Origin of the sequence: Cyanobium sp. Maggiore-St4-Cus (assembly GCF_024345615.1) — a bacterium.
Lineage (GTDB): Bacteria > Cyanobacteriota > Cyanobacteriia > PCC-6307 > Cyanobiaceae > Cyanobium_A > Cyanobium_A usitatum.
In genome coordinates this window covers 90,713-112,565 of sequence record NZ_JAGQBL010000005.1, presented here as the reverse complement: position 1 = coordinate 112,565, position 21,853 = coordinate 90,713, and the positions used below count along the sequence as shown (strand labels likewise).

24 protein-coding genes and 1 tRNA gene are annotated in these 21,853 nt (G+C 61.9%); 16 read left to right on the top strand and 9 right to left on the bottom strand.

From position 1 onward, the window contains the following. Positions 1–71: 71 nt before the first annotated feature. Entirely contained in the window at positions 72–437 is a 366-nt protein-coding gene (locus tag KBY99_RS06255) for an AbrB family transcriptional regulator (protein WP_106502848.1), read from the top strand. Between the two features lie 97 nt (positions 438–534). Here KBY99_RS06255 and KBY99_RS06250 read toward each other — a convergent pair whose 3' ends face one another. Then, positions 535–3,216, bottom strand: a complete 2,682-nt coding sequence (locus KBY99_RS06250) for an AAA family ATPase (protein ID WP_254998045.1) — start codon at positions 3,214–3,216, stop codon at positions 535–537. Between the two features lie 2 nt (positions 3,217–3,218). Continuing rightward, positions 3,219–4,418: a metallophosphoesterase gene (locus tag KBY99_RS06245; RefSeq protein ID WP_254998044.1), complete on the bottom strand. Its 1,200-nt coding sequence runs from the start codon at positions 4,416–4,418 to the stop codon at positions 3,219–3,221. A gap of 105 nt (positions 4,419–4,523) precedes the next feature. Here KBY99_RS06245 and KBY99_RS06240 point away from each other — a divergent pair, with 105 nt between their 5' ends. Then, on the top strand, positions 4,524–4,889 hold the full coding sequence (locus KBY99_RS06240) for a c-type cytochrome (protein ID WP_254998042.1): 366 nt from the start codon (positions 4,524–4,526) through the stop codon (positions 4,887–4,889). Between the two features lie 7 nt (positions 4,890–4,896). Here KBY99_RS06240 and KBY99_RS06235 read toward each other — a convergent pair whose 3' ends face one another. Further along, complete coding sequence (locus KBY99_RS06235) at positions 4,897–5,163, bottom strand: YciI family protein (RefSeq protein ID WP_254998041.1); 267 nt, start codon at positions 5,161–5,163, stop codon at positions 4,897–4,899. A 161-nt stretch (positions 5,164–5,324) separates the two neighbouring features. On the opposite strand from KBY99_RS06235, the gene KBY99_RS06230 reads away from it, so the two are divergent. Together KBY99_RS06230 and KBY99_RS06225 are read left to right on the top strand one after the other, a co-directional pair. After that, positions 5,325–5,522 (top strand): hypothetical protein, encoded by a 198-nt coding sequence (locus KBY99_RS06230; RefSeq protein ID WP_254998039.1) that lies wholly within the window; start codon positions 5,325–5,327, stop codon positions 5,520–5,522. Between the two features lie 11 nt (positions 5,523–5,533). After that, the gene (locus tag KBY99_RS06225; protein WP_254998037.1) at positions 5,534–6,793 is read left to right on the top strand and encodes an aminotransferase class I/II-fold pyridoxal phosphate-dependent enzyme; all 1,260 of its coding nucleotides are present in this window, start codon (positions 5,534–5,536) and stop codon (positions 6,791–6,793) included. Positions 6,794–6,819: 26 nt separating this feature from the next. Here the strand turns inward: KBY99_RS06225 and KBY99_RS06220 are convergent, their stop codons facing one another. From KBY99_RS06220 to KBY99_RS06205, 4 genes are read right to left on the bottom strand one after another with little or no spacing between them, the layout of a single operon-like run. Beyond that, on the bottom strand, positions 6,820–7,407 hold the full coding sequence (locus KBY99_RS06220; protein WP_254998036.1) for a DUF938 domain-containing protein: 588 nt from the start codon (positions 7,405–7,407) through the stop codon (positions 6,820–6,822). Positions 7,408–7,414: 7 nt separating this feature from the next. Continuing rightward, positions 7,415–8,230 (bottom strand): tryptophan synthase subunit alpha, encoded by an 816-nt coding sequence (trpA, locus tag KBY99_RS06215; RefSeq protein ID WP_254998034.1) that lies wholly within the window; start codon positions 8,228–8,230, stop codon positions 7,415–7,417. A gap of 29 nt (positions 8,231–8,259) precedes the next feature. After that, positions 8,260–8,601, bottom strand: coding sequence for a DUF3007 family protein (locus KBY99_RS06210; protein ID WP_254941773.1), 342 nt, complete (start codon positions 8,599–8,601; stop codon positions 8,260–8,262). Further along, positions 8,598–8,855: an NAD(P)H-quinone oxidoreductase subunit L gene (locus tag KBY99_RS06205; RefSeq protein WP_254941772.1), complete on the bottom strand. Its 258-nt coding sequence runs from the start codon at positions 8,853–8,855 to the stop codon at positions 8,598–8,600. Before KBY99_RS06205 ends, KBY99_RS06210 begins: the two co-directional genes overlap by 4 nt. 41 nt (positions 8,856–8,896) lie before the next feature. Here KBY99_RS06205 and KBY99_RS06200 point away from each other — a divergent pair. Both KBY99_RS06200 and KBY99_RS06195 read left to right on the top strand, forming a co-directional pair. Then, a tRNA-Leu gene (locus tag KBY99_RS06200) sits at positions 8,897–8,980 on the top strand. Between the two features lie 41 nt (positions 8,981–9,021). Continuing rightward, positions 9,022–10,119 carry a calcium:proton antiporter gene (locus tag KBY99_RS06195; protein WP_254998032.1) on the top strand — a complete coding sequence of 366 codons (1,098 nt, stop codon included), beginning with the start codon at positions 9,022–9,024 and terminating at the stop codon, positions 10,117–10,119. Positions 10,120–10,541: 422 nt separating this feature from the next. Here the strand turns inward: KBY99_RS06195 and KBY99_RS06190 are convergent, their stop codons facing one another. Then, on the bottom strand, positions 10,542–10,841 hold the full coding sequence (locus tag KBY99_RS06190) for a Nif11-like leader peptide family natural product precursor (protein WP_254998031.1): 300 nt from the start codon (positions 10,839–10,841) through the stop codon (positions 10,542–10,544). 112 nt (positions 10,842–10,953) lie between these two features. On the opposite strand from KBY99_RS06190, the gene KBY99_RS06185 reads away from it, so the two are divergent. Genes KBY99_RS06185 through KBY99_RS06170 form a run of 4 tightly spaced genes read left to right on the top strand, consistent with a single transcriptional unit; the run spans position 10,954 to position 13,704 of the window. Continuing rightward, a complete protein-coding gene (locus tag KBY99_RS06185; RefSeq protein WP_254998030.1) occupies positions 10,954–12,021 on the top strand; it encodes a calcium/sodium antiporter in 1,068 nt (355 codons plus the stop codon). Continuing rightward, on the top strand, positions 11,982–12,599 hold the full coding sequence (locus KBY99_RS06180) for a DedA family protein (RefSeq protein ID WP_254998029.1): 618 nt from the start codon (positions 11,982–11,984) through the stop codon (positions 12,597–12,599). The genes KBY99_RS06185 and KBY99_RS06180 overlap by 40 nt, the downstream gene beginning before the upstream one ends. Before the next feature lie 2 nt (positions 12,600–12,601). Further along, positions 12,602–13,276 carry an MFS transporter gene (locus KBY99_RS06175; RefSeq protein WP_254998028.1) on the top strand — a complete coding sequence of 225 codons (675 nt, stop codon included), beginning with the start codon at positions 12,602–12,604 and terminating at the stop codon, positions 13,274–13,276. Continuing rightward, a complete protein-coding gene (locus tag KBY99_RS06170) occupies positions 13,273–13,704 on the top strand; it encodes a hypothetical protein (protein WP_254998027.1) in 432 nt (143 codons plus the stop codon). The genes KBY99_RS06175 and KBY99_RS06170 overlap by 4 nt, the downstream gene beginning before the upstream one ends. On the opposite strand, the gene KBY99_RS06165 is transcribed toward KBY99_RS06170, so the two are convergent. Then, a complete protein-coding gene (locus KBY99_RS06165; RefSeq protein ID WP_254998025.1) occupies positions 13,701–14,240 on the bottom strand; it encodes a YqhA family protein in 540 nt (179 codons plus the stop codon). The two genes, KBY99_RS06170 and KBY99_RS06165, sit on opposite strands and share 4 nt — an antisense overlap. 70 nt (positions 14,241–14,310) lie before the next feature. Between KBY99_RS06165 and KBY99_RS06160 the strand changes: the two genes are divergently transcribed. From KBY99_RS06160 to KBY99_RS06135, 6 genes are read left to right on the top strand one after another with little or no spacing between them, the layout of a single operon-like run. After that, positions 14,311–15,372, top strand: coding sequence for an amino acid ABC transporter substrate-binding protein (locus tag KBY99_RS06160; protein WP_254998024.1), 1,062 nt, complete (start codon positions 14,311–14,313; stop codon positions 15,370–15,372). A gap of 25 nt (positions 15,373–15,397) precedes the next feature. Next, entirely contained in the window at positions 15,398–16,360 is a 963-nt protein-coding gene (locus KBY99_RS06155; protein WP_254998023.1) for an ABC transporter permease subunit, read from the top strand. 1 nt (position 16,361) lies between these two features. Then, positions 16,362–17,603 carry an amino acid ABC transporter permease gene (locus KBY99_RS06150; protein ID WP_254998021.1) on the top strand — a complete coding sequence of 414 codons (1,242 nt, stop codon included), beginning with the start codon at positions 16,362–16,364 and terminating at the stop codon, positions 17,601–17,603. Continuing rightward, positions 17,600–18,346 carry an amino acid ABC transporter ATP-binding protein gene (locus tag KBY99_RS06145; protein ID WP_315857967.1) on the top strand — a complete coding sequence of 249 codons (747 nt, stop codon included), beginning with the start codon at positions 17,600–17,602 and terminating at the stop codon, positions 18,344–18,346. Before KBY99_RS06150 ends, KBY99_RS06145 begins: the two co-directional genes overlap by 4 nt. 38 nt (positions 18,347–18,384) lie before the next feature. Next, entirely contained in the window at positions 18,385–21,171 is a 2,787-nt protein-coding gene (locus KBY99_RS06140; protein WP_254998020.1) for a cation-translocating P-type ATPase, read from the top strand. Beyond that, positions 21,171–21,833 (top strand): DedA family protein, encoded by a 663-nt coding sequence (locus KBY99_RS06135; protein WP_254998019.1) that lies wholly within the window; start codon positions 21,171–21,173, stop codon positions 21,831–21,833. The genes KBY99_RS06140 and KBY99_RS06135 overlap by 1 nt, the downstream gene beginning before the upstream one ends. Positions 21,834–21,853 lie beyond the last annotated feature (20 nt).

Genomic DNA, 21,853 nt, shown 5'->3' with positions numbered 1-21,853 from the left:
AAATTCTGAATGTAATTCCCAGGGGCAAACCTCTTAAGCCCCGCCAATTCACCCACCAATCCCCTAAATCGATGCTCACAGGATCAGAACTGCTTGCCAAGGTCAAAGAGCTTGGCGATGTGGGTAAGTCGGAGATCGTCCGGGCCTGCGGCTATGTCTCCAATAAGAAGGATGGCGGCGAGCGCCTTAATTTCACTGCCTTCTATGAGGCCCTGCTTGAAGCCAAGGGCGTTGAGCTTGGCGGTGCTGGCAAGGTTGGCAAGGGCGGCCGCAAACTCAGCTACATCGCTACCGTGCAAGGCAACGGCAACCTGCTGATCGGCAAGGCCTACACGGCACTGCTTGATCTCAAGCCCGGCGATGAGTTCGAGATCAAGCTCGGCCGCAAGCAGATTCGCCTGATTCCCGCCGGTGCCACCGACGAAGATGAAGAGTGATAGCAGCGTCCCCATTTGACGCTGCTTAAGCATCTGTTAATTGTTTCCCCCGGCTGGTCCGGGGGTTTTTTTTGTCTTGCCGTCCACGACTCTCTGGTCAGGCGGCTAGGGCGATTTCACTGCCAAGCTCGGCAGCCAGCGCCTGATAGTCATTCGGGTTGCAGGACAGCAGGATCAGTTGCATGCCGTGGTTGGCCCCTCGGCGCAGCATCTGCTGCAGCGCTTGCAGGCGCTGTTGATCGCTGTTGGCAAAGGCGTCGTCGAATATCAACGGTAGGCAATCGTCGTAGGCGGGTTGGAGCACCTCCGCTATGGCCAAGCGCAGGGCGGCGGCTAATTGTTCGCGCATGCCTCCACTTAGCTGCTCGAAGCCAAAGCGGTGTTGGCCCTGCTGAAGTTCGAAATTGCCAAACCCACTTTTGGGGTCAAAGTCCAGGCTTACCTGGTGCCTGCCGCTTTGCAGGTAGTGGAGGTAGGGCCCAATGGCCTGCTCCAGCGGTTCGCTGTAGCGCTGGGAGAAATCCTGGCGGGTCTGGTGAAACAGGTTCTGCAACATCTGCAATGCCTGGGTTTGGAGCTCTAGCGCCTCCAGATCTGCCTGGGCCGACTCCCAGGCGGCCTGGCGATGTTCCACTAATGCCGCTGGATCATCCGAGCTAAGAGTGAGGCAGCGTTGCTCGTTTTGGCCGCGGCTGGTGAGCAGGGCGTCTTTCTCGCCATCTAGCAGGCGTAGGCGCTGCTCGATGGCGCCGCCAGCTGGCAGCTTGTCGAGCAGTTCGTTATCCAGGGCAGACAACTCCGCCTCTTGGATGAGCAGGGCCTGGCGGCTGTTGTTCACCGCATCAGTTAGTTGCTGCGCATCACCGTGACTGGCTTGTAGGGCTAGTTGGCGTTCCGCCAAGGTGCTCAGGGAGCCCGTGAGTTGCTCGAGGTTTCGCTCCAGCTCCTGGCTGCTTCGGTGCTGCTGCTCCAGTTGCTGGTGCCAGCTTGTGCGCTCGGCTTCGGCCTGCTGCTGCTTTTGACTGAGCTCGTTGGCTTGTCGCCGCAGCTCCTCGATCCAGGCCTCGAGCTCCGCGCGCCCCTGGGGCAGCTCCCCGCTTTCGGCCAGGCTCTGGCGCTGCAATTGATGGTGTGCCAGCCGGCTGAGCAGGCGCTGACGCCTCGGCTCAAGGGCGGTTATCTGCTCTTCCAAGCGACTCCAGGGGATGGCGCTGGCCGCTTGGCGCAGGTTGGCCAGCTCGAGCTCCAGGGCCTGGCGCTGCTGGGCAATCACTTCTGCCGCTTCGCTGTTGGCCACGCCAATTGCGGTCTGCAGCTCGCGCAGGGCCGCACCGCTGTGCTGCAGGGCAGCTGCGGCTTGGGCGGTCGCCTCCCCTCCCCCAGGGCTGATTCGCAGCCTTACCCCGCAGCCCACCGTCAGCTCGGCGCTGCCATTGAGCTGAACCGTTTCTCCAGCGGATAGGGGCTGGCCGGCGAGGCTTACGGGCTGATCCGCCTCAATCAAACTGATCGCTGTCGCCATGGCCTGGCTGCGGGCTTCGGCCTGGGCCCATTGCTGTTCGGCCTGCCGCAGGGCCTTCACAGCGGCGGCATCGATCGGGGCCAGCTGGGCAAGGCTCTGCTTGCACTGTTCCGCCTGGAGCTGGAGCCGCTGGAATTGTTGTTGATGCTCTAGGAGCTGCTGACCTTCCCGCTCGAGGTTGGCTAGATCGAGCAGTTGCTGGGCCAGCTCCAGTCGCTCGACCTGTTGCTGCTGCTCGTTTTTCAGCTTCTGGCAGGCCTGCTCTGAGCTTTGGCAATTGGCTTCCAAGCTGCGGTATTGCTGTTGCCGGCTGGCGCGTTGCAGCTGCCAGTCCTGCTGCTGCGCCCCTAGTTCGCCCAGCTGCTGCTGTACCGCTTGCAGCTGCGATAGGGCCTGCTCAAGATTGCTCAGTTGCTGGCGCAGGGGTTCCATCTGGGCTCGCCGCAGCCGCACCTGGGCCTCCAGCTGGAGAGCTCGCTGCAGCTGCGGTCGCTCCTGGGCTTCGATCAACTGCAGCCTTTGACCTATTTGGCGCAGCTGCTCCATGGCCGCTTCCAGCTCAGCTTGGAGGGCTTGGGCTTGCTCCAGGTTCAGTAGGGCGTCTGAGCAGCGTTGGCGGGCCGCGGCCAGGGGGGAGCCGGCCTTCACCTTGCCTGTGGCCGTGAACTGCTGGTCGAGCCGGGCCTGCAGCTGCTCGCTTACCAGGCGGTCGAGGGGGGATTCCAGGGCCGCGGCCGCCGCGCCCCGCTGCTGGAGTTGTTGTACCAGCTGTTCAACGTCGTAGGCCTCGCTGGGGCTGCCCAGCAGGTTGGTGCCGGCCTCCCCCTGGCGCACCCAGAGGTGGGCCCAGCGCAGCGGCAACTGACTGTGGCGCCTGCCCTCGATTGGCCCATCCACCCCCAGTAGACGGGCCAGCTGCTCCTCCGCCGCCGCCCCCCGCAGGGCCACGCCAGCATCGCTGCTGAGCTGGCAGGTGCCACTTGCCCCGGAAAAGCGCTTGCGTAGCTCCCAACGGGCGCCGGCCGCCTCAAAGCCCAGCTCCACCTCCGGCAGGCCGCTGTGCAGGCGGGAGCGCATTTCGTCTACCGCCCGGCCCGTGGCAGTGGCCTTCAGGAACAGCACCTTGTGCAGGGCCTCCACCACCGTGCTTTTGCCCGCCTCGTTGGGGCCGCCTAGCAGGGTGAAGCGGGGATCGAACTGAAGCTCGAGCTGCTGGTGCAAGCGCACCTGGCGCAGGGTGGCGTGGAGCAGGCGCATGTTTAGCCCCGCAACTGGGCCACGGTCTGGTGCAGCTCGCTGAGGGCTAGACGCACCACCGTGGGATCGGCGTCGCCAGGGGCCTTAAGGCAGCGATGCAGCTCTTGGGCAACCCGGGCAACCAGGGGATCGCCGGGGCGCTGGGTGAGCTCGGCTAGTTCGGCATCTCCGGGCGCCGCTTCACAGCGACCACGCAGCTTCAGGCGCAGCAGCTGGGCATCAAGGCGCTCCATCAGTTCCGCGTAGCGGCGATGGCCAGCCAGGCTGAGGCTGCCGCCCACCTCCAGCAGCAGCAGGTCGCTGCCGATGCGCCCGCCAAGCAGGCGTTCCAGCTGGGCCTCGAGTCGCTCAAGGTCGCTGTCTTGCTGCAGTTGGATGCGCAGGGGATGCCAGTTCAGCGCTCCGGTGGCCAAGGGGCTCACCTGGGGCACCACGCCCCGCCCAAGCTGCACCTGCAACACCTGGCCGCAGCGGTAGTCGGCGCTGCGGGGAAAGCGATCTGCTTCGGGGGTGCCGCTATACCAAACCTTCTCGGATACCCGTTTGAGACCGTGCCAGTCGCCTAAGGCCACATAGTCAACATGCTCCAACCAGGCCCCCTCCAGCCGCAGACGGTTGCTGGCATCGCCGGGGTTGTCGTCGTCTGGCTCGCCAGCGGCATCAAGGTCGGTGGCACCAAAGCCATGAACCGAGCCATGGGCGAGCACCAACCTGGGCTTGTTTTTAGGCAGCTCAGTCCAGTTGAGGCCGTTGAGCCAGCCGCAGGGATCGCTTGCATCAGTGCGACGCAGAAGCGGGCAGGGCAGCACCACCACACTTGCCAGTTCGATGGGTGTGGCCTCCAGCAACACCCGCAGATTGGCGGCGCGGCGCCCCTGCTCCCCCAGGAAATAGGGCGTATGCCACACGCTGCCTGGGGCACCGTGGTCGTGGTTGCCGGGGATCACCAGCACGGCACAAGGGATCGTGCCGATGGCGGCACACACGGCACTCACATCCGCTGCTCCAGGGGTGGGTGAGTCGAATAGATCCCCAGCTACTACTACCAAGTCGGCGGCTGTGGCGGCGGCGTGGGTTGCGATACGGCCGATTGCCTGGAGCCGCACCTGGCGTAGCAGGGCGCGTTTGTCTGGATCGCTGACCCGGGCATAGGGCTTGCCGATCTGCCAGTCGGCGCTGTGCAGCAGGGTGACGGGTGGCAAGGGGCTAGCCAGGGCCCAGGTGGCGGTGTAAGACCCTCTTTAGCGCCTGCAGGCGCACACTGGAATCATCGGCACACTGGAATCATCAATAGCAAGATTGCCAAGATGCTGCAGAAGTTGTTGCGGGGGTTGGGGTTGGCCAGGTTGAGGTGGTTAGCCGTTGTGATGGCGGCGCTGGTAATAAGTGCTGGCCCGGTTTGGGCTGCCCCTGCGGCGGACGGGGCTGAGCTCTTTGCCAACCATTGCGCTGGCTGCCACGTAAATGGTGGCAACATCATTCGCCGCGGCAAAAACTTGCACCTGGCGGCCCTAGAGCGCAATGGCGTCGATGGTCCGGAGCGGATCGCCGTAATTGCCGCCGCCGGCCAGGGCCAGATGTCTGGTTATGCAGCCGTGCTTGGGGAAGGGGGAGCAGAGGCGGTGGCCGGCTACGTGTGGCAGCAGGCCCAGCTGGATTGGCCCAAGGGCTGAACTTGCTTCAGAAGGCCTGGATCCAGGGATACACCTGCACCTCAGTCCAGATGCCATTGCGCCAGTAGACATCTGCCTTAACCAGGGCTTCAACCTGCTCTTTGCTGTCGGCCTCGTAGATCCCGAACACATGGGTGCTGCCTTCGGTGGGGCCCAGGGTGATCAGGGTGCCGGCGTCTTTAAGGCCCTGCAGTCCGGCTAGGTGCTCTTCCCGATAGGGGCCGCGCTTTTCGAGGGCGTCATCGCAGTAGGTACCCCAGAGCACGAAGCGCATGGTGTTGGGAGTTATCGGGGTCTGACATTACGGGGTTACCGGCTTACTGGCTGCCGATCAGGGGTGTTAAGAAGGGTGTCTCAAGATCCAAAATTCACGTGCTTCGCTCCTGTCTCCTTCTTGCTACTGCTGTCTTTTTCGCGGCTCCTGCCCAAGCCAACATGGTGAAGCAGATCATCATCGGCAAATGCTCCACCGCCATGCAGGATGACTTCAAGAAGGCAGGCAAAACACCACCTGCTGGAATGGTTGGAGAGACCTGCGGTTGCATTGCCGACGGCATGCTCACGAGAGGGCAAAGCTTGGATCAGGCCAAGGCCGTCTGCGTTAAGCAGTCAACTGCCAAATACAACCCTTGAGTCTTAGGGCTGTGAGCGATTCCGCTTACCCCCTACCGGGCCCAAGCCAGCGGTTGGCGAAGGTACTTAGCCCAATCATTCCTGAGCTGGCGGCCCTGGTGCACCAGACCCCCGGCACCCTGTCGCTGGCCCAGGGAATGGTGGGCTGGGATCCCCCACCGGGCGTAGCCCTTGCCGTGGCCGAGGCCCTGGCGACCAGGGGGCCAGCGCTGCACCGTTACGGGCCACTCCTGGGTGATCCAGAGCTGCTGGCGGCAATCACCGCCAAGCTCACCAACCAGAACGACCTCGACCTCACAGGGGCTGAGCTGCTGGTTACAGCCGGCAGCAACATGGCGTTCAACGCGGTAGCTCAAGTGATCGCAGCGGGCCCCCCAGGGGAACCCAGCGAGGTGATCCTGCCTGTGCCCTTTTATTTCAATCACGTGATGGCGGTGCAGCTGGCCGGTGCCGTGCCCGTCCCGGTGCAGGCGGGCCTGATTCCCGATCCAGAGCGGCTGGCGGCGGCAATCACCCCGCGCACCCGGGCCATCGTCACCGTGTCGCCAAATAACCCCAGTGGCGTGGTGATTCCGGCCCAAGTGTTGGCGGCGATCAACCAGCTCTGTGAGTTGCACGGCCTCTTTCACATCAGCGATGAGGCCTACGAACAGTTCGTTTACGGCGAGGAGCCCCACTGGAGCGCCGGTTCCCTGCCGGGCAGCGCCGCCCATACCGTGTCGCTGCATTCGCTGTCGAAGGCCTATGGCCTGGCGGGCTGGCGGTTGGGCTACATGGCCGTACCGCAGGCGCTGCTGCCTTCTTTATTGAAGGTGCAGGACACGGTGCTGATCTGTCCGCCCCGACTCACCCAGCACGCCGCCCGGGCTGCCCTAGCTGCCGGGCCGGCCTGGTGCGCGCCCCGGATCGCAGCCCTGGCGAAGCTGCGCCTGCAGCTGCTGGCTGCCGTGGCAGAGCAGCAGGCCCAGGGCTTGCCGGTGCGCTTGCTGGCCCAGCCCGATGGGGCCTTCTACGCCCTGCTGCAAGTTGCTGTGCCGTTGCCGTTCGATGCGGACACGCTGATGCGGCGGCTGGTGCTCGAGCACCGGGTGGCGACACTGAGCGGCGGCAGCTTCGGGCTGGATTCAAGCGACGCTGGGCCGGTGTTGCGGCTCAGCTACGGCCTGCTCGACGCTGCGGATCTGGCTGAGGCCTTCGATCGGCTATTCAGCGGCCTGCGCCGCCTGCTGGCTACAGCTAGCGGCGTAGGCCGCGGCCACCGCGCTGAATAGCTTGGTTGCCTCGTTGGTTGCCTCGTTCATCGACGCTCCAGCACCAGCATTCGATTGTTGGCCGGCAGGGGCAGATCGGCTAGGAGCTCGAGACCGAGGTTTTGGGCTTGCTGCACCAGCTCACTGGCATCACGCACCCCCATGGCTGGGTCGAGGCTGCGCAGGTGCTGGTCGAAGGCGGCGTTGCTGGCGGCAGTGTGTACGCCGCCGTCCTGGAAGGGGCCATAGAGCAGCAGCAGCCCGCTAGGCCGCAACACCCGCGAGGCACCGGCTAGTAGATGCGGTACGGCCGCCGCCGACATGATGTGGCAGGTGTTGGCGCTGAAAACAGCATCGAAGCTCTGGCGTGGCCATTGCTGGGCTATCGATACATCGAGAGCGATGGCTGGTGGCAGCGTGGGGCTCAGGGCCTCCAGCTGAGCCTGCAGATCCGTGAGGCTCTCTTGGCGTTCACTGGCCTGCCAGCTGAGGCCTGCGATCTGCTGGCAGAAGAAAGCTGCGTGCTGGCCGCTGCCTGAGCCGATCTCAAGTACTTGGGCGTGGGCAGGCAGCCACTCTTTAAGCACAGCCAGGATCGGCCCTTTGTTGCGCTCGCAGGCGGAGGAAAACAGCATGAGGAGCTTAAGCGTCGAGCCCGGCCCGCAACTCGGCGCAGAAGCGCCCGGCCGCGGCGGCAACATCGCCCTGCTGGCCATGGGCGGCCGCCATCACTTTCACTAGGGCACTGCCCACAATTGCCCCATCGGCGCCCCAGTCGCGCACCTGGCGGGCTTGCTCGGGGCCGGAAATGCCAAAGCCCACGGCGATTGGCGTATCTCCCAGGGTCTTGAGCTGGCCCACCAGATCGCCCACCCGGGATTCAAGGTTTGTGCGCACCCCGGTCACGCCGGTGACGCTCACCAGGTAGGTGAAGCCGCGGCTGGCCTGATGGATTCTTCCCATGCGCTCGGCTGGCGTGGTGGGCGCCACCAGCAGCACTAGATCGAGGCCGGCAGCTGCTGCGATTACTGAGAGTTTCTCGGCCTCCTCAAGGGGTAAGTCGGGCACCACCAAGCCGGCGGCTCCGGCGGCGGCGGCGGCGGCACAGAAGGCCTCCATGCCGCGGTTGAGCAAGGGGTTGCTGTAGGTGAAAAGCACCACGGGCATGGTCAGTTCACCCTTGAGGGAGCTGAGCATCTCAAGCACCCCGGCTGGAGTGGTGCCAGCTTTCAGGGCTCGGCTGGCGGCGGCCTGGATCACCGGTCCATCGGCCAAGGGATCGCTGTAGGGAATGCCGAGCTCCACCAGGTCGGCGCCATTGGCCTGCAGGGCCAGCAGGCTGGCCCGGGTGTGGGTCAGATCCGGATCGCCCGCCATCAAAAACGGCATCAGGGCGCAACGTCCCTGTTGGCGAAGGGAGATGAAACGCTGCTGGATTTGGGTGGGGGCGGCAGACACAGCAGCGATAAGGGCTTCGGCCAGTGAGCCTATGCCTCGCCCTGGGGAGCTTCTGGCAGCTGGCCCGTTTCGCGCAGGAGTCGCTCCTGCTCTTCGGGGCTGAGGGCGTCAAACTTGCGCTGCAGAGCCTCAGTGGTGAAGGCGTCGTAGGCCTCGCGGTATTGGCGCCGCTGCTGGATAAAGGTCATTTTGCCTGTGACCACCCGAAACAGGTAGCTGCCCGTCCAGGCGAGTACCAGCACCATCAGCAGGGCAGAGGCGGCGATACCAGCAGAAAAGCCCTCAAAGCCCCCGGCCTGAAAAATCCAATACCCGCCGCCGCCCAAGCCAAATACTCCTAGGGCCAGCAGCAGGGCCCGACCGTTGGTCATGAGAGCACGTTGCCCTGACCTGCCATGCGCAGGTTGATGAAGGGAGCAAACAAGATCAGCCCAGGGAAAAACAGGAACACCAGCCCGTAGACCCCAAAGCGCTCGAGCTTGCCCATCACCGTCCAACGCTTGATCATCCAGGCGTAAAGCAGCAGGGGCACGGCCACTAGATAGGCGCCTGCGATCAGGGCATAGGCCACCAGCACCAGCAGTAGATCAGGCGAAACGGATTGAAGAAACCCGGGCAGCTGCACGGCAAACCTTCTTGTTGCCACCAATTTAGGATGGCCAGGCAGGGGGCATGGCGGAATTGGTAGACGCAGCGGACTTAAAATCCGCAGACGGCAACGTTGTGGGGGTTCAAGTCCCCCTGCCCCCATTGATTTTGGTTGGATTTGCCCGGTGCTGATTCGAGAAGTTTTGAGTGGTCGCTGGAAGCTGCTGCTGCTGGTGAGTGCTGTGGCGATTGTGGTGCCGCCTGAGGCGGCGGGCCCTTTCAAGCTCCCCTATTTCCTGCTTTGCGGCCTCGCCCTGATCCCCCTGGCCCAGATCACAGCTGAGCTGGTCGATCGCCTTGTGCTCCGCGTTGGTGAGCGGTTGGGAGGGCTGCTGAACGTCACCCTGGGCAATTTGCTTGAGCTGGTAATCGCCCTGACGGCCTTGAAAAGCGGCCTTTACGACCTGGTGGTGTTGAGCATTGCCGGTGCCGTGATCACCAACAGTCTGTTGGTGCTCGGAATCAGCACGATCGTGGCTGGGAGGCGGGAGTTGGTGGTGGATCTCAATCGCCACAGTCGTGGCCTGAGCACCCGCCAGTTGCTGATAAGTGTGATTTTGATGTCGGTCCCCTCGATCTTTTTCTGGGACTCGATGCACCCGATCACCGAGGGCAGCAACGTATTTGATCTGTTTGCCGTCTACTCCCTGATCGTAGCGGTGATTGTGATGCTGGCTTATCTGCTTTCCTACCTATATCAACTGGGTACCCATCGGGGGCTCTTTGCTGTTGAGAGGGAGCTGGCAGAAGCTAGTGCTACCAGCCAGTCCCAGGCGTCCCTGCTCGCAATTGTGGGGGTGCTGGTTTTGGTGGCCCTGGCCATTGCCGGGGTATCGGAACACTTGGTGGCTGGGCTCGAAGATCTGGTCAAAGGCAGTGCGGTCACCCCCCTATTTGTGGGCATGTTGTTGTTGCCGTTGTTTTCGGCAATCCCAGAAGCTCTGGTCGCCTTTCGGGCGGCCAGTCGAGGTCGTATGGCCCTGGCGATGGCCAGCACCGTTGAATCCAGCGTCCAGTTGATGTTGTTCGTATTGCCCGTCCTGGTGCTGCTCGGACCGTTGATGGGGCGTTTCCTACACCTCACCTTCCCGCCCCAGGCCCTTGCCTGCCTTGGGGCCACCGCCTTTGCCGTGCACTGTGTGACGGAAGGGGATTCCCTGACCTGGTACCAGGGTTTGCTGCTGCTCAGCATCTATACGGCCCTATTCGTGGGTGCTTTGTTGCTCAAACCCATCATTTGAATTGCTCAAGCGAAGGGGTACCTGCTTTCGGGCTATGGTGGAAGGGTCTGGCAGAAGCCGGCTAGCTCTAAGAGCTTGCGCAGGCCAGAACAAGCACCATGCATCCCCTGCGCTTCCTGGGGAAGGCCGATCAGTCTGCCAAGTCAGATCTGTAGGCCAAGTCAGCTCAGTCCAGTTTGATTGTTCTGCTTAGCGATTGCTCCGTGTGAATTCCCCTTATGGGAATGGCAATCCTTCGGTGCGAGATCCATATCGATTCACTTTTCCATGTTTATTGTTTCCCCGTCCCCATCCCGCTCAAGCCGCACCAGCTATCCCAGCTGCCCGCTGCACTCCCGTCCCCAAGGACGTCCCCCCTCCCAACCGCTCACTTGGGAGGAGTTGCTAGGCCAGCGCTGAGCAGGGCCGCAAAGTGGCTGCCCTCATGGGGCCTGCAGGCGCTGCCGCTGCAGATAGACACGAATCAACTTTTCGTCCATCAGCCCCTGGCGCGCCAGAGGCGCTTCATTGCAGCGCTCGAACAGGCCTAGCAGTGTGGAGGCCTGGAAGCTGAAGCCCTGTTCGGCGGCTATGGCCACCACATCGGGAGCAGTTATCACATCGTTGAGCAGATCGCGCAGGGCACCATCCTGCTGAATCTGGCCCAGAAAGGTAAAGAGGCTTTCGAGCTCCTCGGACTGGCCCGAGCCAGCTGCGGTGGTTGTGGCGTCCGGATCAATCACTCGGAATGTCTGCCGATAATTAAGGCTCAGCCTAGTCGCAGGCCCCCGATTGGCCCCCTGTTGACGGGTGACCGTACAGAATCCCATATCAATACTTGGCAGCTCTTCACCGATGCCCCTTTTGCCCAGCGCCATCGAAATCATCATTGGCATCGTGCTGCTGTTTGGTGGCGGCGAATTGTTTGTGGCTGGGTCCACGGCCGTGGCCCTGTTGTTTGGCATTCCCCAGATCGTGATCGGGCTCACGGTGGTGTCTCTAGGCACCAGCGCTCCGGAGCTATTCGTGAGCTTGATTTCCACGATTCAAGGCGGCGATGATATCGCCGTTAGCAACATTGTTGGCAGCAATATTTTCAACGTGCTGGTGGTGCTTGGGCTCAGCGCCCTAGTGGTGCCGCTGCGGGTTAAAAGCCGGTTGATACGCCGCGATGTGCCCTTGCTGCTTGGTGTGTCGATGGCGGTGTGGGGCATGGCTTCCGGTGGCCGGCTCACTTGGCAGGCCGGTTTGGCCCTGCTGGTCGGCACAGTGATCAACATCGTTTGGGAGATGCGCACTGCCGGTGAAAATCCTGATGAAGGTGATGATATTGACGAAAATGACCGGGCTACACCGGCTGTAGCAGGGGCCAAATTGGCTGGCGGGCTTGTGCTGCTGGTGGTGGGATCGCAGATTTTGGTTAAGGGGGCCACCGCAGCGGCCGTGGGCTTGGGCGTCAGCCAAACAGTTATTGGCCTCACGATTGTGGCCGCCGGCACATCGATGCCGGAATTGGTTACCTCACTTGTGGCTGCTTATCGCGGCAAGGCAGACCTGGCAATTGGCAACGTAGTGGGTAGCAACCTGCTCAACCAGCTGGTGATCCTTGGGCTTTGCGGTGTGGCTTCCGGTAGCCAGGGCCTCACGGTGGATCCGGTGATGGTCAACCGCGATTTCCCGATCATGGTGCTCACCACCCTGGCTTGCTTGCCGATTTTCTGGAGTAATGGCGTGATCACCCGCCTCGAAGGTGGAATCTTGGTAGGTCTCTATGGCCTGTATCTGGTGGAGCAGGTGCTTACAAATACGGTCACGTCAGCAGTTGATGAGTTCAGGCTTGTAGCCCTAGTGGCAATACTGCCGCTGGTGTTTGTGTTTCTTGTGTGGCAAACCCTGCGCTGGCGCCGGGATCGCTTCGCTTGAGCTACCTGGCCAGCATTGTTGTTCCATTCCTCAGCACCAACGGTCTGCAGGAGCTAATCCTGACCTGGGGTTATGGGGTCGTCTTTATTGCCATGCTGCTCGAAAGCGCTGGCCTGCCGCTTCCGGGAGAAACCATCACCCTCATTAGCGGCTATGCGGACGGCAGTGGCCAGCTGAAGGTGCTGGGGGTGATCGCTGCCGCTGCCAGCGGGGCGATCATCGGCGATAGCCTCGGCTACTGGATCGGGCGAAGGGCGGGCTGGCCCTTGCTGCTGCGAATGGGAGCTTTGCTGCACCAATCCCCGGAGCAGCTGGAGAGCTACAGGCTGCGTTTTCTGCGCCATGCCGGCAAGTCGGTTTTCCTGGGACGTTTCGTCGCGGTGGGTATGCCCTACCTGCGCTTTCTGATCTTCAACTGCGCCGGTGCTGTGCTTTGGGCCTCAACGATGGTGACCTTGGCCTGGCTCGGTGGGCGCTGGGTTCCCCTGAATCGGATGCTCGAAGGGGTGGTGGAGTTTGGAATCGGCGCATTGGTGTGGTGGGAAAGCAGCCAACTCGATTCAGGTGACGCTCCCTAGCAATGGATCTAACCCCCCAGCAGCGGCGCGCCGCCACCCTGGCCGCCCTGCTTGGCAATGCCCTCGAGTGGTTTGACTTTGCCGTTTACGGCTATCTGGCCACCCCACTTGGCCATGCCTTTTTCCCGGCCGAGGATCCGGGCCTACAGGCCTTGGCCGCCTTCGGCGTGTTTGCGGTGGGTTACCTAATGCGGCCAGTGGGCAGCCTGGTGCTCGGCCCGATCGGCGACCTGCTCGGCCGCCGCAACATGCTCAGCCTCAGCATCGTGCTGATGGGCGCCGCCAGGCTGTTGATCGCCATCTTGCCCACCCATGCCCAGTGGGGGGCGGGGGCGGGGCTGGCCCTGCTGGCCCTACGCATGGTGCAAGGGTTTTCGGTGGGCGGTGAATTCACCGGTTCGATGACCTACGCCACAGAGGCCGCCCCCCTGGTCAGCAGTGCTTGCTGGCCAGCCTGGCCACCGCCGGTGGCCCTGCTGGCCCGCTCCCTCGGCAATGCCGCCATGGATGCCTGGGGCTGGCGGAGGTGCGTCAGCAGGGTCCGCTGGTGCTGCGCATCATCGCGTTGGTTTCCTTCGCCAACGTCGTCTTTTCTGTGCTGTTTGTCTACCTGGTCGACTACAGCGCTCACCAGGCCGGCTCCAGCCTGGCCCAGGCAAATACCACCTCTACCGTGATCCAGACCCTGGGTCTGCCCTTAGTTCTGCTGGGCGGCGTGCTGGCGGATCGCTGGGGCAAATTGCAGGTCAACCGTCTTGGCACGCTGCTCCTCGCCCTGGTGACGCCGATCGCCTTGCCTGTGGTGCAGTTGGCTGGCCCCAGCGGCCTGGCTGTGGGTCAGCTGCTCGGGGTGTTGCCCGTAATGATGGCCATGGGCGGGCAGGGGGTGCTGGCAGTGGAGTGGGTGTCAGTGCGGCAGCGCTGCACAGTTTTTTCGATCGCCTACAGCTTGGCGATGGCCCTATTTGCTGGCACCGCTCCAGTGGTGTGCAGCTGGCTGCTGGAGGAGCAGGGCTGGCAGTGGGGGCCGGCCCTCTATTGCTGTCTGTTTGCCCTGCCAGCTTGGTGGGCGCTGAAAGGGCCAAAGCCCAAGACCCTCACCTAGGAGTGGGGGGCTTTTTTGCCGCCAGCCACCAGCCAGGCGCTTAGGGCCAACAGCAACACACTGCCGCTGAAGACCAGCAGGTTGGTGGTGCTGTTATGGATTGGGAAGACCAACATGGCCTTGAAGGCGGACACTATCAACGCCACCACGATCACCTTTACCAACTTTTCCTTGAGGTCATCGAGGCTGCGAATGTCGAGCAGGCCGCTGCCGCCGTCTTTGCCGTCCTCGTGCGCCGCTTCAATGTTGGAGATCAGCAGCTCATACACCCCGTAGCCAAAGATCATCAGGGCGATGCCGATCAAGTAAAGGTCGACTCCTCCCACCAACTTGCCCAGCTGCAGGGCGATTGCGTGACTGGTGTCGCCAGAGCCTTTGAGCAGCGCTTTCAGGGCACTAAGCACCTCCAGGGTGCCGGCAAGGTATGCGGCTGCAGCACTGAGCAGGCTCATCACCACCGGCACAATCGCGATCAGCCGGAAGCGCCACAGCCAACGCTCAAATATCCACTCAAGGCGATGTTGACGGTGAGCCATGGCCCTGATCAAGAGCATTAGGCCGCCACCCTAACCTTGATGTAACACTGGGCCGAGAGCGGAATTATCCATGGTCCAGCTTCACCGGTTCACTGCCGCCGTGCCCCTGATCGCTTCCCTGGCCCTGGTGGGCTGCGCCAGTGATGGCGGCGGAGTTCAAAGCCAGAAAATGGCCGCTATCAAGGCTCGGGGCAGCTTGATCTGCGGCGTGGGCGGCAAGCTTCCCGGCTTCAGTTTTGTGGGCCCTGACGGCAGCTACAGCGGCCTGGACGTAGACATTTGTAAGGCAACAGCGGCTGCGGTTTTGTCGGATCCCGCCAAGGTGAGTTTCCGCGACCTCAGTGCTAGCGAGCGCTTTGCAGCTTTAAGCAGCGGAGAAGTGGATCTTCTTTCCAACAACACCACCATGAGCCTCAGCCGGGATGCACCGGGAGGGAATGCTCTCACCTTCGCCCCCACTACTTTCTTTGATGGCCAGGCCGTGATGGTGCCGGTCAGTAGCGGCATTCGATCCCTTAAAGATGTCGTCGGCAAGCCGATCTGTGTGCAGACCGGAACTTCATCAGAGCTCAACTTGGCCGATCGGATGCGGGAGCTCAATGCCTCTTACACACCGTTGAAATTTCAGTCGGATGAACAGACCTACGCGGCCTACCTACAAGGGCGCTGTGTTGCCGTCACCACTGATCGCTCCCAGCTGGCCGCAAAGCGAACCGGTTTCCCAAGCCCTTCGAAGCACATCCTGCTTCCTGATGTGTTGAGCAAGGAGCCCTTAAACCCCGCCACTGTTAATTCCGATCCTGCCTGGGCTGATGCTGTGCGCTGGGTCGTATACAGCCTCATTCAGGCTGAGGAGATGGGCATCACTGCCGCCAACATCGATGCAAAGGTGGCAGAGGCCAAGGCAAACAAAAACCTCGCCCAGTTGCGCCGCTTCTTTGGAGTGGAGGGCGACCTTGGTAAGCAGCTGGGGTTGCCTGCTGATTTCGTGGTCCGCACGGTGAAGGCTGTGGGTAACTACGGCGAGGTGTTTGAGCGCAATGTGGGCACGGGATCACCCCTCAAGCTTGAGCGAGGTGTCAACAAGCAATGGCGCGAGGGTGGCCTGATGTATTCGCCACCCTTCCTATGAGATTCGATAGCGCCGGCACGCTGCCATGACGAGCCGATCTGAAGTCACCCCCTGGTGGCGCAACCGCCGCTACCTGCCCTGGCTAGTCCAGGGCGTGGTTGCCCTGCTGGTGGTTGTGGTGGTGGCTTTTCTGTTCACCAACCTGTTGCTCAATCTCACCAGCCGGGGCCTGCTGCTCAGCTGGAGCTGGCTGGGGCAGCCAGCAGGATTTGATCTGGCTGAAACTATCCTGCCGTTTGATGCCAGCCTTCCCTACTGGCGAGCCATGCTGGCAGGGCTGGTCAACACCCTGCGGGTGGTGATAACGGGCTTAGTGGGTGCGACGGTATTGGGCACCCTTATCGGCACTGCTTCTTTCAGCAGCAATGGGCTGCTGCGAAGACTGGCGCGTGTGTATGTGGAGGTGATTCGCAATATTCCTCTGCTACTGCAGCTGATGTTCTGGTATTTCGTTGTGTTTCTGGCATTGCCGAATGGCCGCGACGCACTGCAGCTGCCGGGCCTAGTGCTCGCCAAATCAGGACTTTATTTGGGCTCCCCCGAACTGGTAGATGGGGTATGGCAGGCCCCCCTGCGCTTCACCGTTGAATTTGGGGCTCTGCTCACCGGGTTGGTGGTTTATTCCGCTGCCTTTATTTCCGAGGTGGTGCGCGGCGGTATTGCCTCTGTGCCTAAGGGGCAGTGGGAGGCAGCCACCTCACTGGGGTTTTCGCCCCTGCTGACCCTGCGGCGGATCGTTTTGCCCCAAGCCTTGCGCGTGATTGTGCCGGGACTCAATAGCCAATACATTTCACTTGCTAAGAATTCCTCACTGGCAGTGGCCTGCGGTTTCACCGACCTCTATTCCGTTTCCGAAACCACCCTCAATCAAACCGGCCGTGCAGTTGAGGTGATGTTGATCCTGTTGGGTTCTTACTTAGTGATCGACCTCGTGATTTCTGCATTGATGAACGGGCTAAATAGCCTGGTGCAGCTGAGAGAGCGCTGAAATGGCAAGCACAGCTCCCCTGGTGGTGCGAGCGAGTCCCTTGCGCAGATTGCAAAAGGAGCTCTTTGGCAGCCGAATCGATGGCCTGATTTCGATCGCCTTGCTGGCAGCGCTGCTGGCAGTAGGCCTCGGCTTTTTCCGCTGGGCCCTCTTCCAGGCCCAATGGGCTGTGCTCAGTGCTAACAGCACCCTGTTTGCTGTAGGTCGCTACCCAGTTGAGCAGCAGTGGCGCCTATGGCTGCTCACTACCTTGCTGGCCCTGGCAACCGGATTGAGTTGGGGTCTGTTTAGGGCTTTTCCCGGCTCCGGTGCTGTTCGCACCCTCTGGCCCCGCAACGACCGCTGGGCCGCCGCAATCCTGGCGGTGCTGGCCCTCTGGCGGCCCATGGCCCTACAGCTCACCCTTGCCATCCAGGCGCGTTGGTGGGGGATTGCTGCCCTCTTGCTTCTCGCCCGCTGGGCCGCCGGGCGCTACGGCCCAGCCATTCCCCAGGCTTGCCGCCGGCTGATTCCCCTGCTCTGGCCCCTGCTTTACCTGGTGGGCATGGTGCTGATCAGTGGCGGCCTGGGGCTGGTGCAGGTGCCGCCTTCCGAGTGGGGTGGCTTGCTGCTCACGGTGTTGATGGCCACCTTTGCCATCCTGTTGTGCTTTCCCCTGGGGGTGCTGCTCGCCCTTGGTCGCCGCAGTGAGCTGCCGTTGCTGCGCTGGGGCTCGGTTATTTACATCGAGTTCATCCGCGGCGCACCACTTATTACCCTGCTGTTTCTAGGGCAAAACATCCTGGGTTTCCTGCTGCCAGGCGGCCTGGCTCCAGATCGGGTTTGGCGGGCTGCCTGGGTGCTCACCTTCTTCGCTGCTGCCTATGTGGCTGAGGCGGTGCGCTCCGGCTTGGCGGCCGTTCCTGCGGGTCAATTGGAGGCGGCACGCTCCCTGGGGCTGCCCATGCCGCTCGCCCTGATCCACGTGATGCTGCCCCAGGCCATACGAGTTGCCCTGCCAGCCACGGTGGGCCAATTCATCACCCTGCTGCAAGACACCACCGTGCTCTCCTTGATCGGCCTGCTTGACCTACTCGGCACCGCCCGTACGGTGATGGCCAACCCAATGTTTCTCGGTAAGAACGCGGAGGTGTATTTCGTGCTCGCCATTTTGTTTTGGACTTGCTGCGCGGCCCTTGGGCTGGGCAGTCGCGCCTTAGAAACTCGTCTTAATCCCCATTCACCCACTGCGCCGCAGGCATGACCAGCTCACCCGCCCTGATGATCGAGGCCCGTGGGGTCGAGAAGTGGTATCCCAACGGCTTCCACGCCCTACGAGGTGTTGATCTATACGTGCACCAAGGGGAAGTGGTGGTGATCATGGGTCCGTCGGGCTCAGGTAAGAGCACTTTCCTGCGCACCTTCAACGCCATGGAGGACTTTCAGAAGGGCTCAATCGTGGTGGATGGCATTGAAATCAGCGACGATTTGCGCCGCATTGATGCGATCCGCCGGGAGGTTGGCATGGTGTTCCAGCAGTTCAATTTGTTTCCCCACCTCACGGTGCTCGATAACCTCACCTTGGCGCCGGTGAAGGTGCGCAAGCGCCCTAAAGCTGAGGTGGAGCGCCAGGCCCTGGAGTTGTTGGAGCGGGTTGGGATAGCCGAGCAGGCCCACAAATTTCCAGGCCAGCTTTCCGGCGGTCAGCAGCAGCGGGTGGCGATTGCTCGCTCGCTTTGCATGGAGCCCCGCATCATGTTGTTTGACGAGCCCACCAGCGCCCTAGATCCCGAGATGGTGCAGGAGGTGCTGGCAGTTATGCAGGAGCTGGCCCGCGACGGCATGACCATGGTGGTGGTAAGCCATGAAGTGCGCTTTGCGCGTAAGGTTGCGAGCCGAGTGGTGCTTATGGCTGATGGTGAGGTGGTGGAGGAGGCGCCGCCGCAGGAGTTTTTTACTAATCCGCGCCATGAGCGCAGTAAGCAGTTCCTCAGCCAGATCAGCTGAGGCCTCCCTAATTATCCATTCCAACTACTTCTGATTTCATGACAACTCCCATGCCCCAGAACTGGCATGCCATCGATGGGCAATCCTGCCTGCAGGAGCTGCAGTGCGGGGAGGCTGGGCTGAGCACGGCAGAGGTAAGTCGGCGTCTGGCCGCTACTGGCCCCAACCGGCTTGAACTTGCAGCTGGTCGCAGCAACTTGTTGATCCTGTGGGACCAGTTCAGCAACGTGATGTTGATCATGTTGCTGGCGGTTGCTGCGGTTTCCGCCGGCGTGGCCTATGTGGAGCAGAAGTTTCCTAAGGATGCGATCGCGATTGTGGTGATCGTTGCTCTCAATGGCCTGCTGGGCTATCTGCAGGAGAGCCGGGCCCAGAAGGCGCTGCTGGCACTGCGCGATATGTCCCAACCCCAGGTGCAGGTGCGCCGCGACGGCCAGTGGCAAAAGTTGTCGAGTGAGGAGCTGGTGCCGGGCGACCTGATCCGCCTCGAGGCCGGCGATCGGGTGCCGGCTGATGGGCGCCTGCTGGAAACGGCTGATATGGGAGTCAGAGAAGCCGCCCTCACTGGTGAGTCGGAGGCGGTGTTTAAGCGTGCCGATTTGGTGCTGGATTCAGCCACGCCGATGCTGGAGCGCCAGAACTGCATGTTCCAGGGCACCGAGGTGGTGCGGGGCCGGGGGGTGGCGGTAGTGACCTCTACCGGCATGGCCACTGAGCTGGGTCAGATAGCCACCCTGATCAACACCGCTGGTGGCGAGACCACCCCCCTGCAGGAGCGGCTCGATGGTCTAGCCAAGGTGCTGGTTGGCACAGCCTTGGCCCTGGTAGCAGTTGTTGTGGGCCTTGGGTTGCTGCTGGGTCAAGACCCGTTCGACCTGCTCGAAGTTTCCCTGTCGATGGCGGTGGCGATCGTGCCGGAGGGCTTGCCGGCAGTTATCACCGTCACCCTGGCGATCGGCACCCAGCGCATGGTCCAGCGTGCTGCCCTGATCCGGCGCTTGCCGGCGGTTGAGGCTTTGGGTTCTGTCACCGTGATCTGCTCCGACAAAACCGGCACCCTCACCCAAAATCGCCAAGTCGTTCAGGAGCTGCGCTTCGGCAATCAATCGGTGCTGGTGGGTGGCCAGGGCTACGAGCCCACCGGCGAATTCACGACAGCGCTCCTGGCAGCACCTGAGGCTCCCTTGGCCGGGGCCCAGCCTGGTTTGCAGAATCTGCTGCTGCAGGCCGGTGTGCTCTGCAGTGATGCCGAGTTGCGCCAAGGAGCAGAGGGGGCCTGGGAGGTGCTTGGCGACCCCACGGAAGGAGCCCTGGCCGTGGTGGCTGGTAAGGCTGGTTTCGACGATTTCGAGCTCAGGCAGCGCTATGCCCGCAAGGCCGAGATCCCTTTCAGCTCAGAGCGTCAATTGATGGCGGTATGGGTGGACGATCCGGACGGCAGTCTCCAGGCTCCCCTCGGGGCAGTGGCAGAAGGTTCCAGTCAGCTGATGATCAGCAAGGGTGCCCCTGAAGTGATCCTGGCCAGCTGCAGCCGCTGGCTGGATGGTTCCGGGGTAGTTGCGCTCAGCCCCAATCAGCTCCAGTGGTGGGTCGATCAGGCCCGCGACCTGGCGGCTTCGGGCTTGCGGGTGCTGGCCTTTGCCTGTTCTCCCCACCATTCCAGTCCGGACCAAGGCCTCTCGGGTTTGGTGTTGATTGGTCTGATGGCCCAGCTGGATCCGGCACGGCCCGAGGTTACTGAGGCTGTGGCAATCTGCCGCGGCGCTGGCATTCGGCCCGTGATGATCACCGGCGATCACCCGCTCACCGCCAGGGCCATTGGTTCAAAAATTGGTTTAACCACCCTCGATGGTGAGGTGGTGCTGGGGCGGGAACTGGAAGCTTGCAGTGATGAGGAGCTGCGCGCGGTGGTGGCTCGCTGCAGTGTCTATGCCCGGGTGCCGCCTGAGCAGAAGCTGCGCATCGTTAAGGCCCTGCAGGCCAATGGCCAGGTGGTAGCGATGACGGGAGATGGGGTTAACGACGCCCCTGCCCTTAAGCAAGCCCATATCGGTGTAGCCATGGGCATCACTGGCACGGAGGTGAGCAAGGAGGCATCCGACATGGTGCTTTTGGATGACAACTTCGCCACGATTGTTAGCGCAGTGGAGGAAGGGCGACTGGTGTACGCCAATATTCGCCGCTTCGTTAAATACATTTTGGGTAGCAATGTCGGCGAGTTGGTCACGATTTCGGCGGCACCCCTGATTGGTCTGATTGGCGTTCCTCTAACTCCTTTGCAGATCCTCTGGATGAATCTGGTTACAGACGGGGTGCCGGCCCTAGCTCTGGCCCTCGAGCCGGCGGAGGCCGGCCTGATGGACCGGGACCCTGCTCGGCCGGGTGAATCGATCTTTGCCAGGGGAATTGGTCGCTACATCGTGCGAGTTGGTGTGGTGTTCGGCTTAATGACGATTGCCATGATGGTGTGGATATATCGCACCCAGGGAGTTGATGGCCCCTGGAAAACCATGGTGTTCACCACCTTATGCCTGGCCCAAATGGGTCATGCCCTGTCGGCTCGTAGTGATCGCCCCTTGTTGCAAGTCAACCCCTTTAGTAACCCTTGGCTGCTCTGGGCTGTGGTGTTTACCAGTGGCCTCCAGTTGCTGCTGCTTTATGTGCCCTGGCTGTCCCGTTTCTTTGGCACAGAGCCCCTGGCCTTTGCCGATCTGATGGTTTGCGTTGGGGTGAGCCTGTTGTTCTTCATCTACCTCGAGGCTGAGAAGGTTTTCCGGCAGTGGTGGAGCCGCCGCCGGGCTAACACCCCTGCCGCAATGGGTTGATGGCCGAGCTGTCCGCCTTGATGGAGAAGCTTCCCCAGCTTCTCCTGGCGGCGGTGGACGCCAACCCGCTTCTGGGATATGGGGCAATTGCCCTGGTGATGTTGCTGGAAAACCTGGTGCCACCTATTCCTTCGGAGGTGGTGATGCCGCTGGCAGGCTTTCTGATCCAGCAGGGAAGGCTGCAGCTGTTTCCTGTAGTGCTTGCAGGCCTGTTGGGCACGGTGCTGGGGGCTTGGTTTTGGTATGGAATCGGCCGTCTAATCAACGAGGAGCAGCTGGAGCAGTGGTTGGCAAACCATGGCCGCTGGTTTGGCTTGAGGCCTGCGGACCTGGCCCGCAGCCGCCGCTGGTTCAATCGCCACGGAGTAGCGGTGGTGTTTTGGGGGCGGATTATTCCTGGGGTCCGCACGCTGGTGTCATTACCGGCAGGTATCGAGTTGATGCCCCAGCCTTTGTTTCTGATTTGGACTACGGCAGGCAGTCTGATTTGGATATTGCTGCTTACGCTTGCCGGCAAGACCCTGGGGGCAGGTTACGCAGGTGTTGCAGCTGCCCTTAAACCATTTACCAGCGTTCTAGTTGGGATAATTTTGACGGCTGCAGTTTGCGGATTGCTTTGGCTGCTTTTGAGGTGGATTGGCAAGAAATTCCGCTGGCGGTGAAATCAGTGTTTGATCAAGTT

Coding starts and splice junctions, on each gene's coding strand:
- KBY99_RS06255 (WP_106502848.1), top strand. CDS start 72: ATGCTCACAGGATCAGAACTGCTTGCCAAGGTCAAAGAGCTTGGCGAT.
- KBY99_RS06250 (WP_254998045.1), bottom strand. CDS start 3,216: ATGCGCCTGCTCCACGCCACCCTGCGCCAGGTGCGCTTGCACCAGCAG.
- KBY99_RS06240 (WP_254998042.1), top strand. CDS start 4,524: ATGCTGCAGAAGTTGTTGCGGGGGTTGGGGTTGGCCAGGTTGAGGTGG.
- KBY99_RS06235 (WP_254998041.1), bottom strand. CDS start 5,163: ATGCGCTTCGTGCTCTGGGGTACCTACTGCGATGACGCCCTCGAAAAG.
- KBY99_RS06230 (WP_254998039.1), top strand. CDS start 5,325: ATGGTGAAGCAGATCATCATCGGCAAATGCTCCACCGCCATGCAGGAT.
- KBY99_RS06220 (WP_254998036.1), bottom strand. CDS start 7,407: ATGCTGTTTTCCTCCGCCTGCGAGCGCAACAAAGGGCCGATCCTGGCT.
- KBY99_RS06210 (WP_254941773.1), bottom strand. CDS start 8,601: ATGACCAACGGTCGGGCCCTGCTGCTGGCCCTAGGAGTATTTGGCTTG.
- KBY99_RS06185 (WP_254998030.1), top strand. CDS start 10,954: ATGCCCCTTTTGCCCAGCGCCATCGAAATCATCATTGGCATCGTGCTG.
- KBY99_RS06175 (WP_254998028.1), top strand. CDS start 12,602: ATGGATCTAACCCCCCAGCAGCGGCGCGCCGCCACCCTGGCCGCCCTG.
- KBY99_RS06165 (WP_254998025.1), bottom strand. CDS start 14,240: ATGGCTCACCGTCAACATCGCCTTGAGTGGATATTTGAGCGTTGGCTG.
- KBY99_RS06160 (WP_254998024.1), top strand. CDS start 14,311: ATGGTCCAGCTTCACCGGTTCACTGCCGCCGTGCCCCTGATCGCTTCC.
- KBY99_RS06155 (WP_254998023.1), top strand. CDS start 15,398: ATGACGAGCCGATCTGAAGTCACCCCCTGGTGGCGCAACCGCCGCTAC.
- KBY99_RS06150 (WP_254998021.1), top strand. CDS start 16,362: ATGGCAAGCACAGCTCCCCTGGTGGTGCGAGCGAGTCCCTTGCGCAGA.
- KBY99_RS06145 (WP_315857967.1), top strand. CDS start 17,600: ATGACCAGCTCACCCGCCCTGATGATCGAGGCCCGTGGGGTCGAGAAG.
- KBY99_RS06140 (WP_254998020.1), top strand. CDS start 18,385: ATGACAACTCCCATGCCCCAGAACTGGCATGCCATCGATGGGCAATCC.
- KBY99_RS06135 (WP_254998019.1), top strand. CDS start 21,171: ATGGCCGAGCTGTCCGCCTTGATGGAGAAGCTTCCCCAGCTTCTCCTG.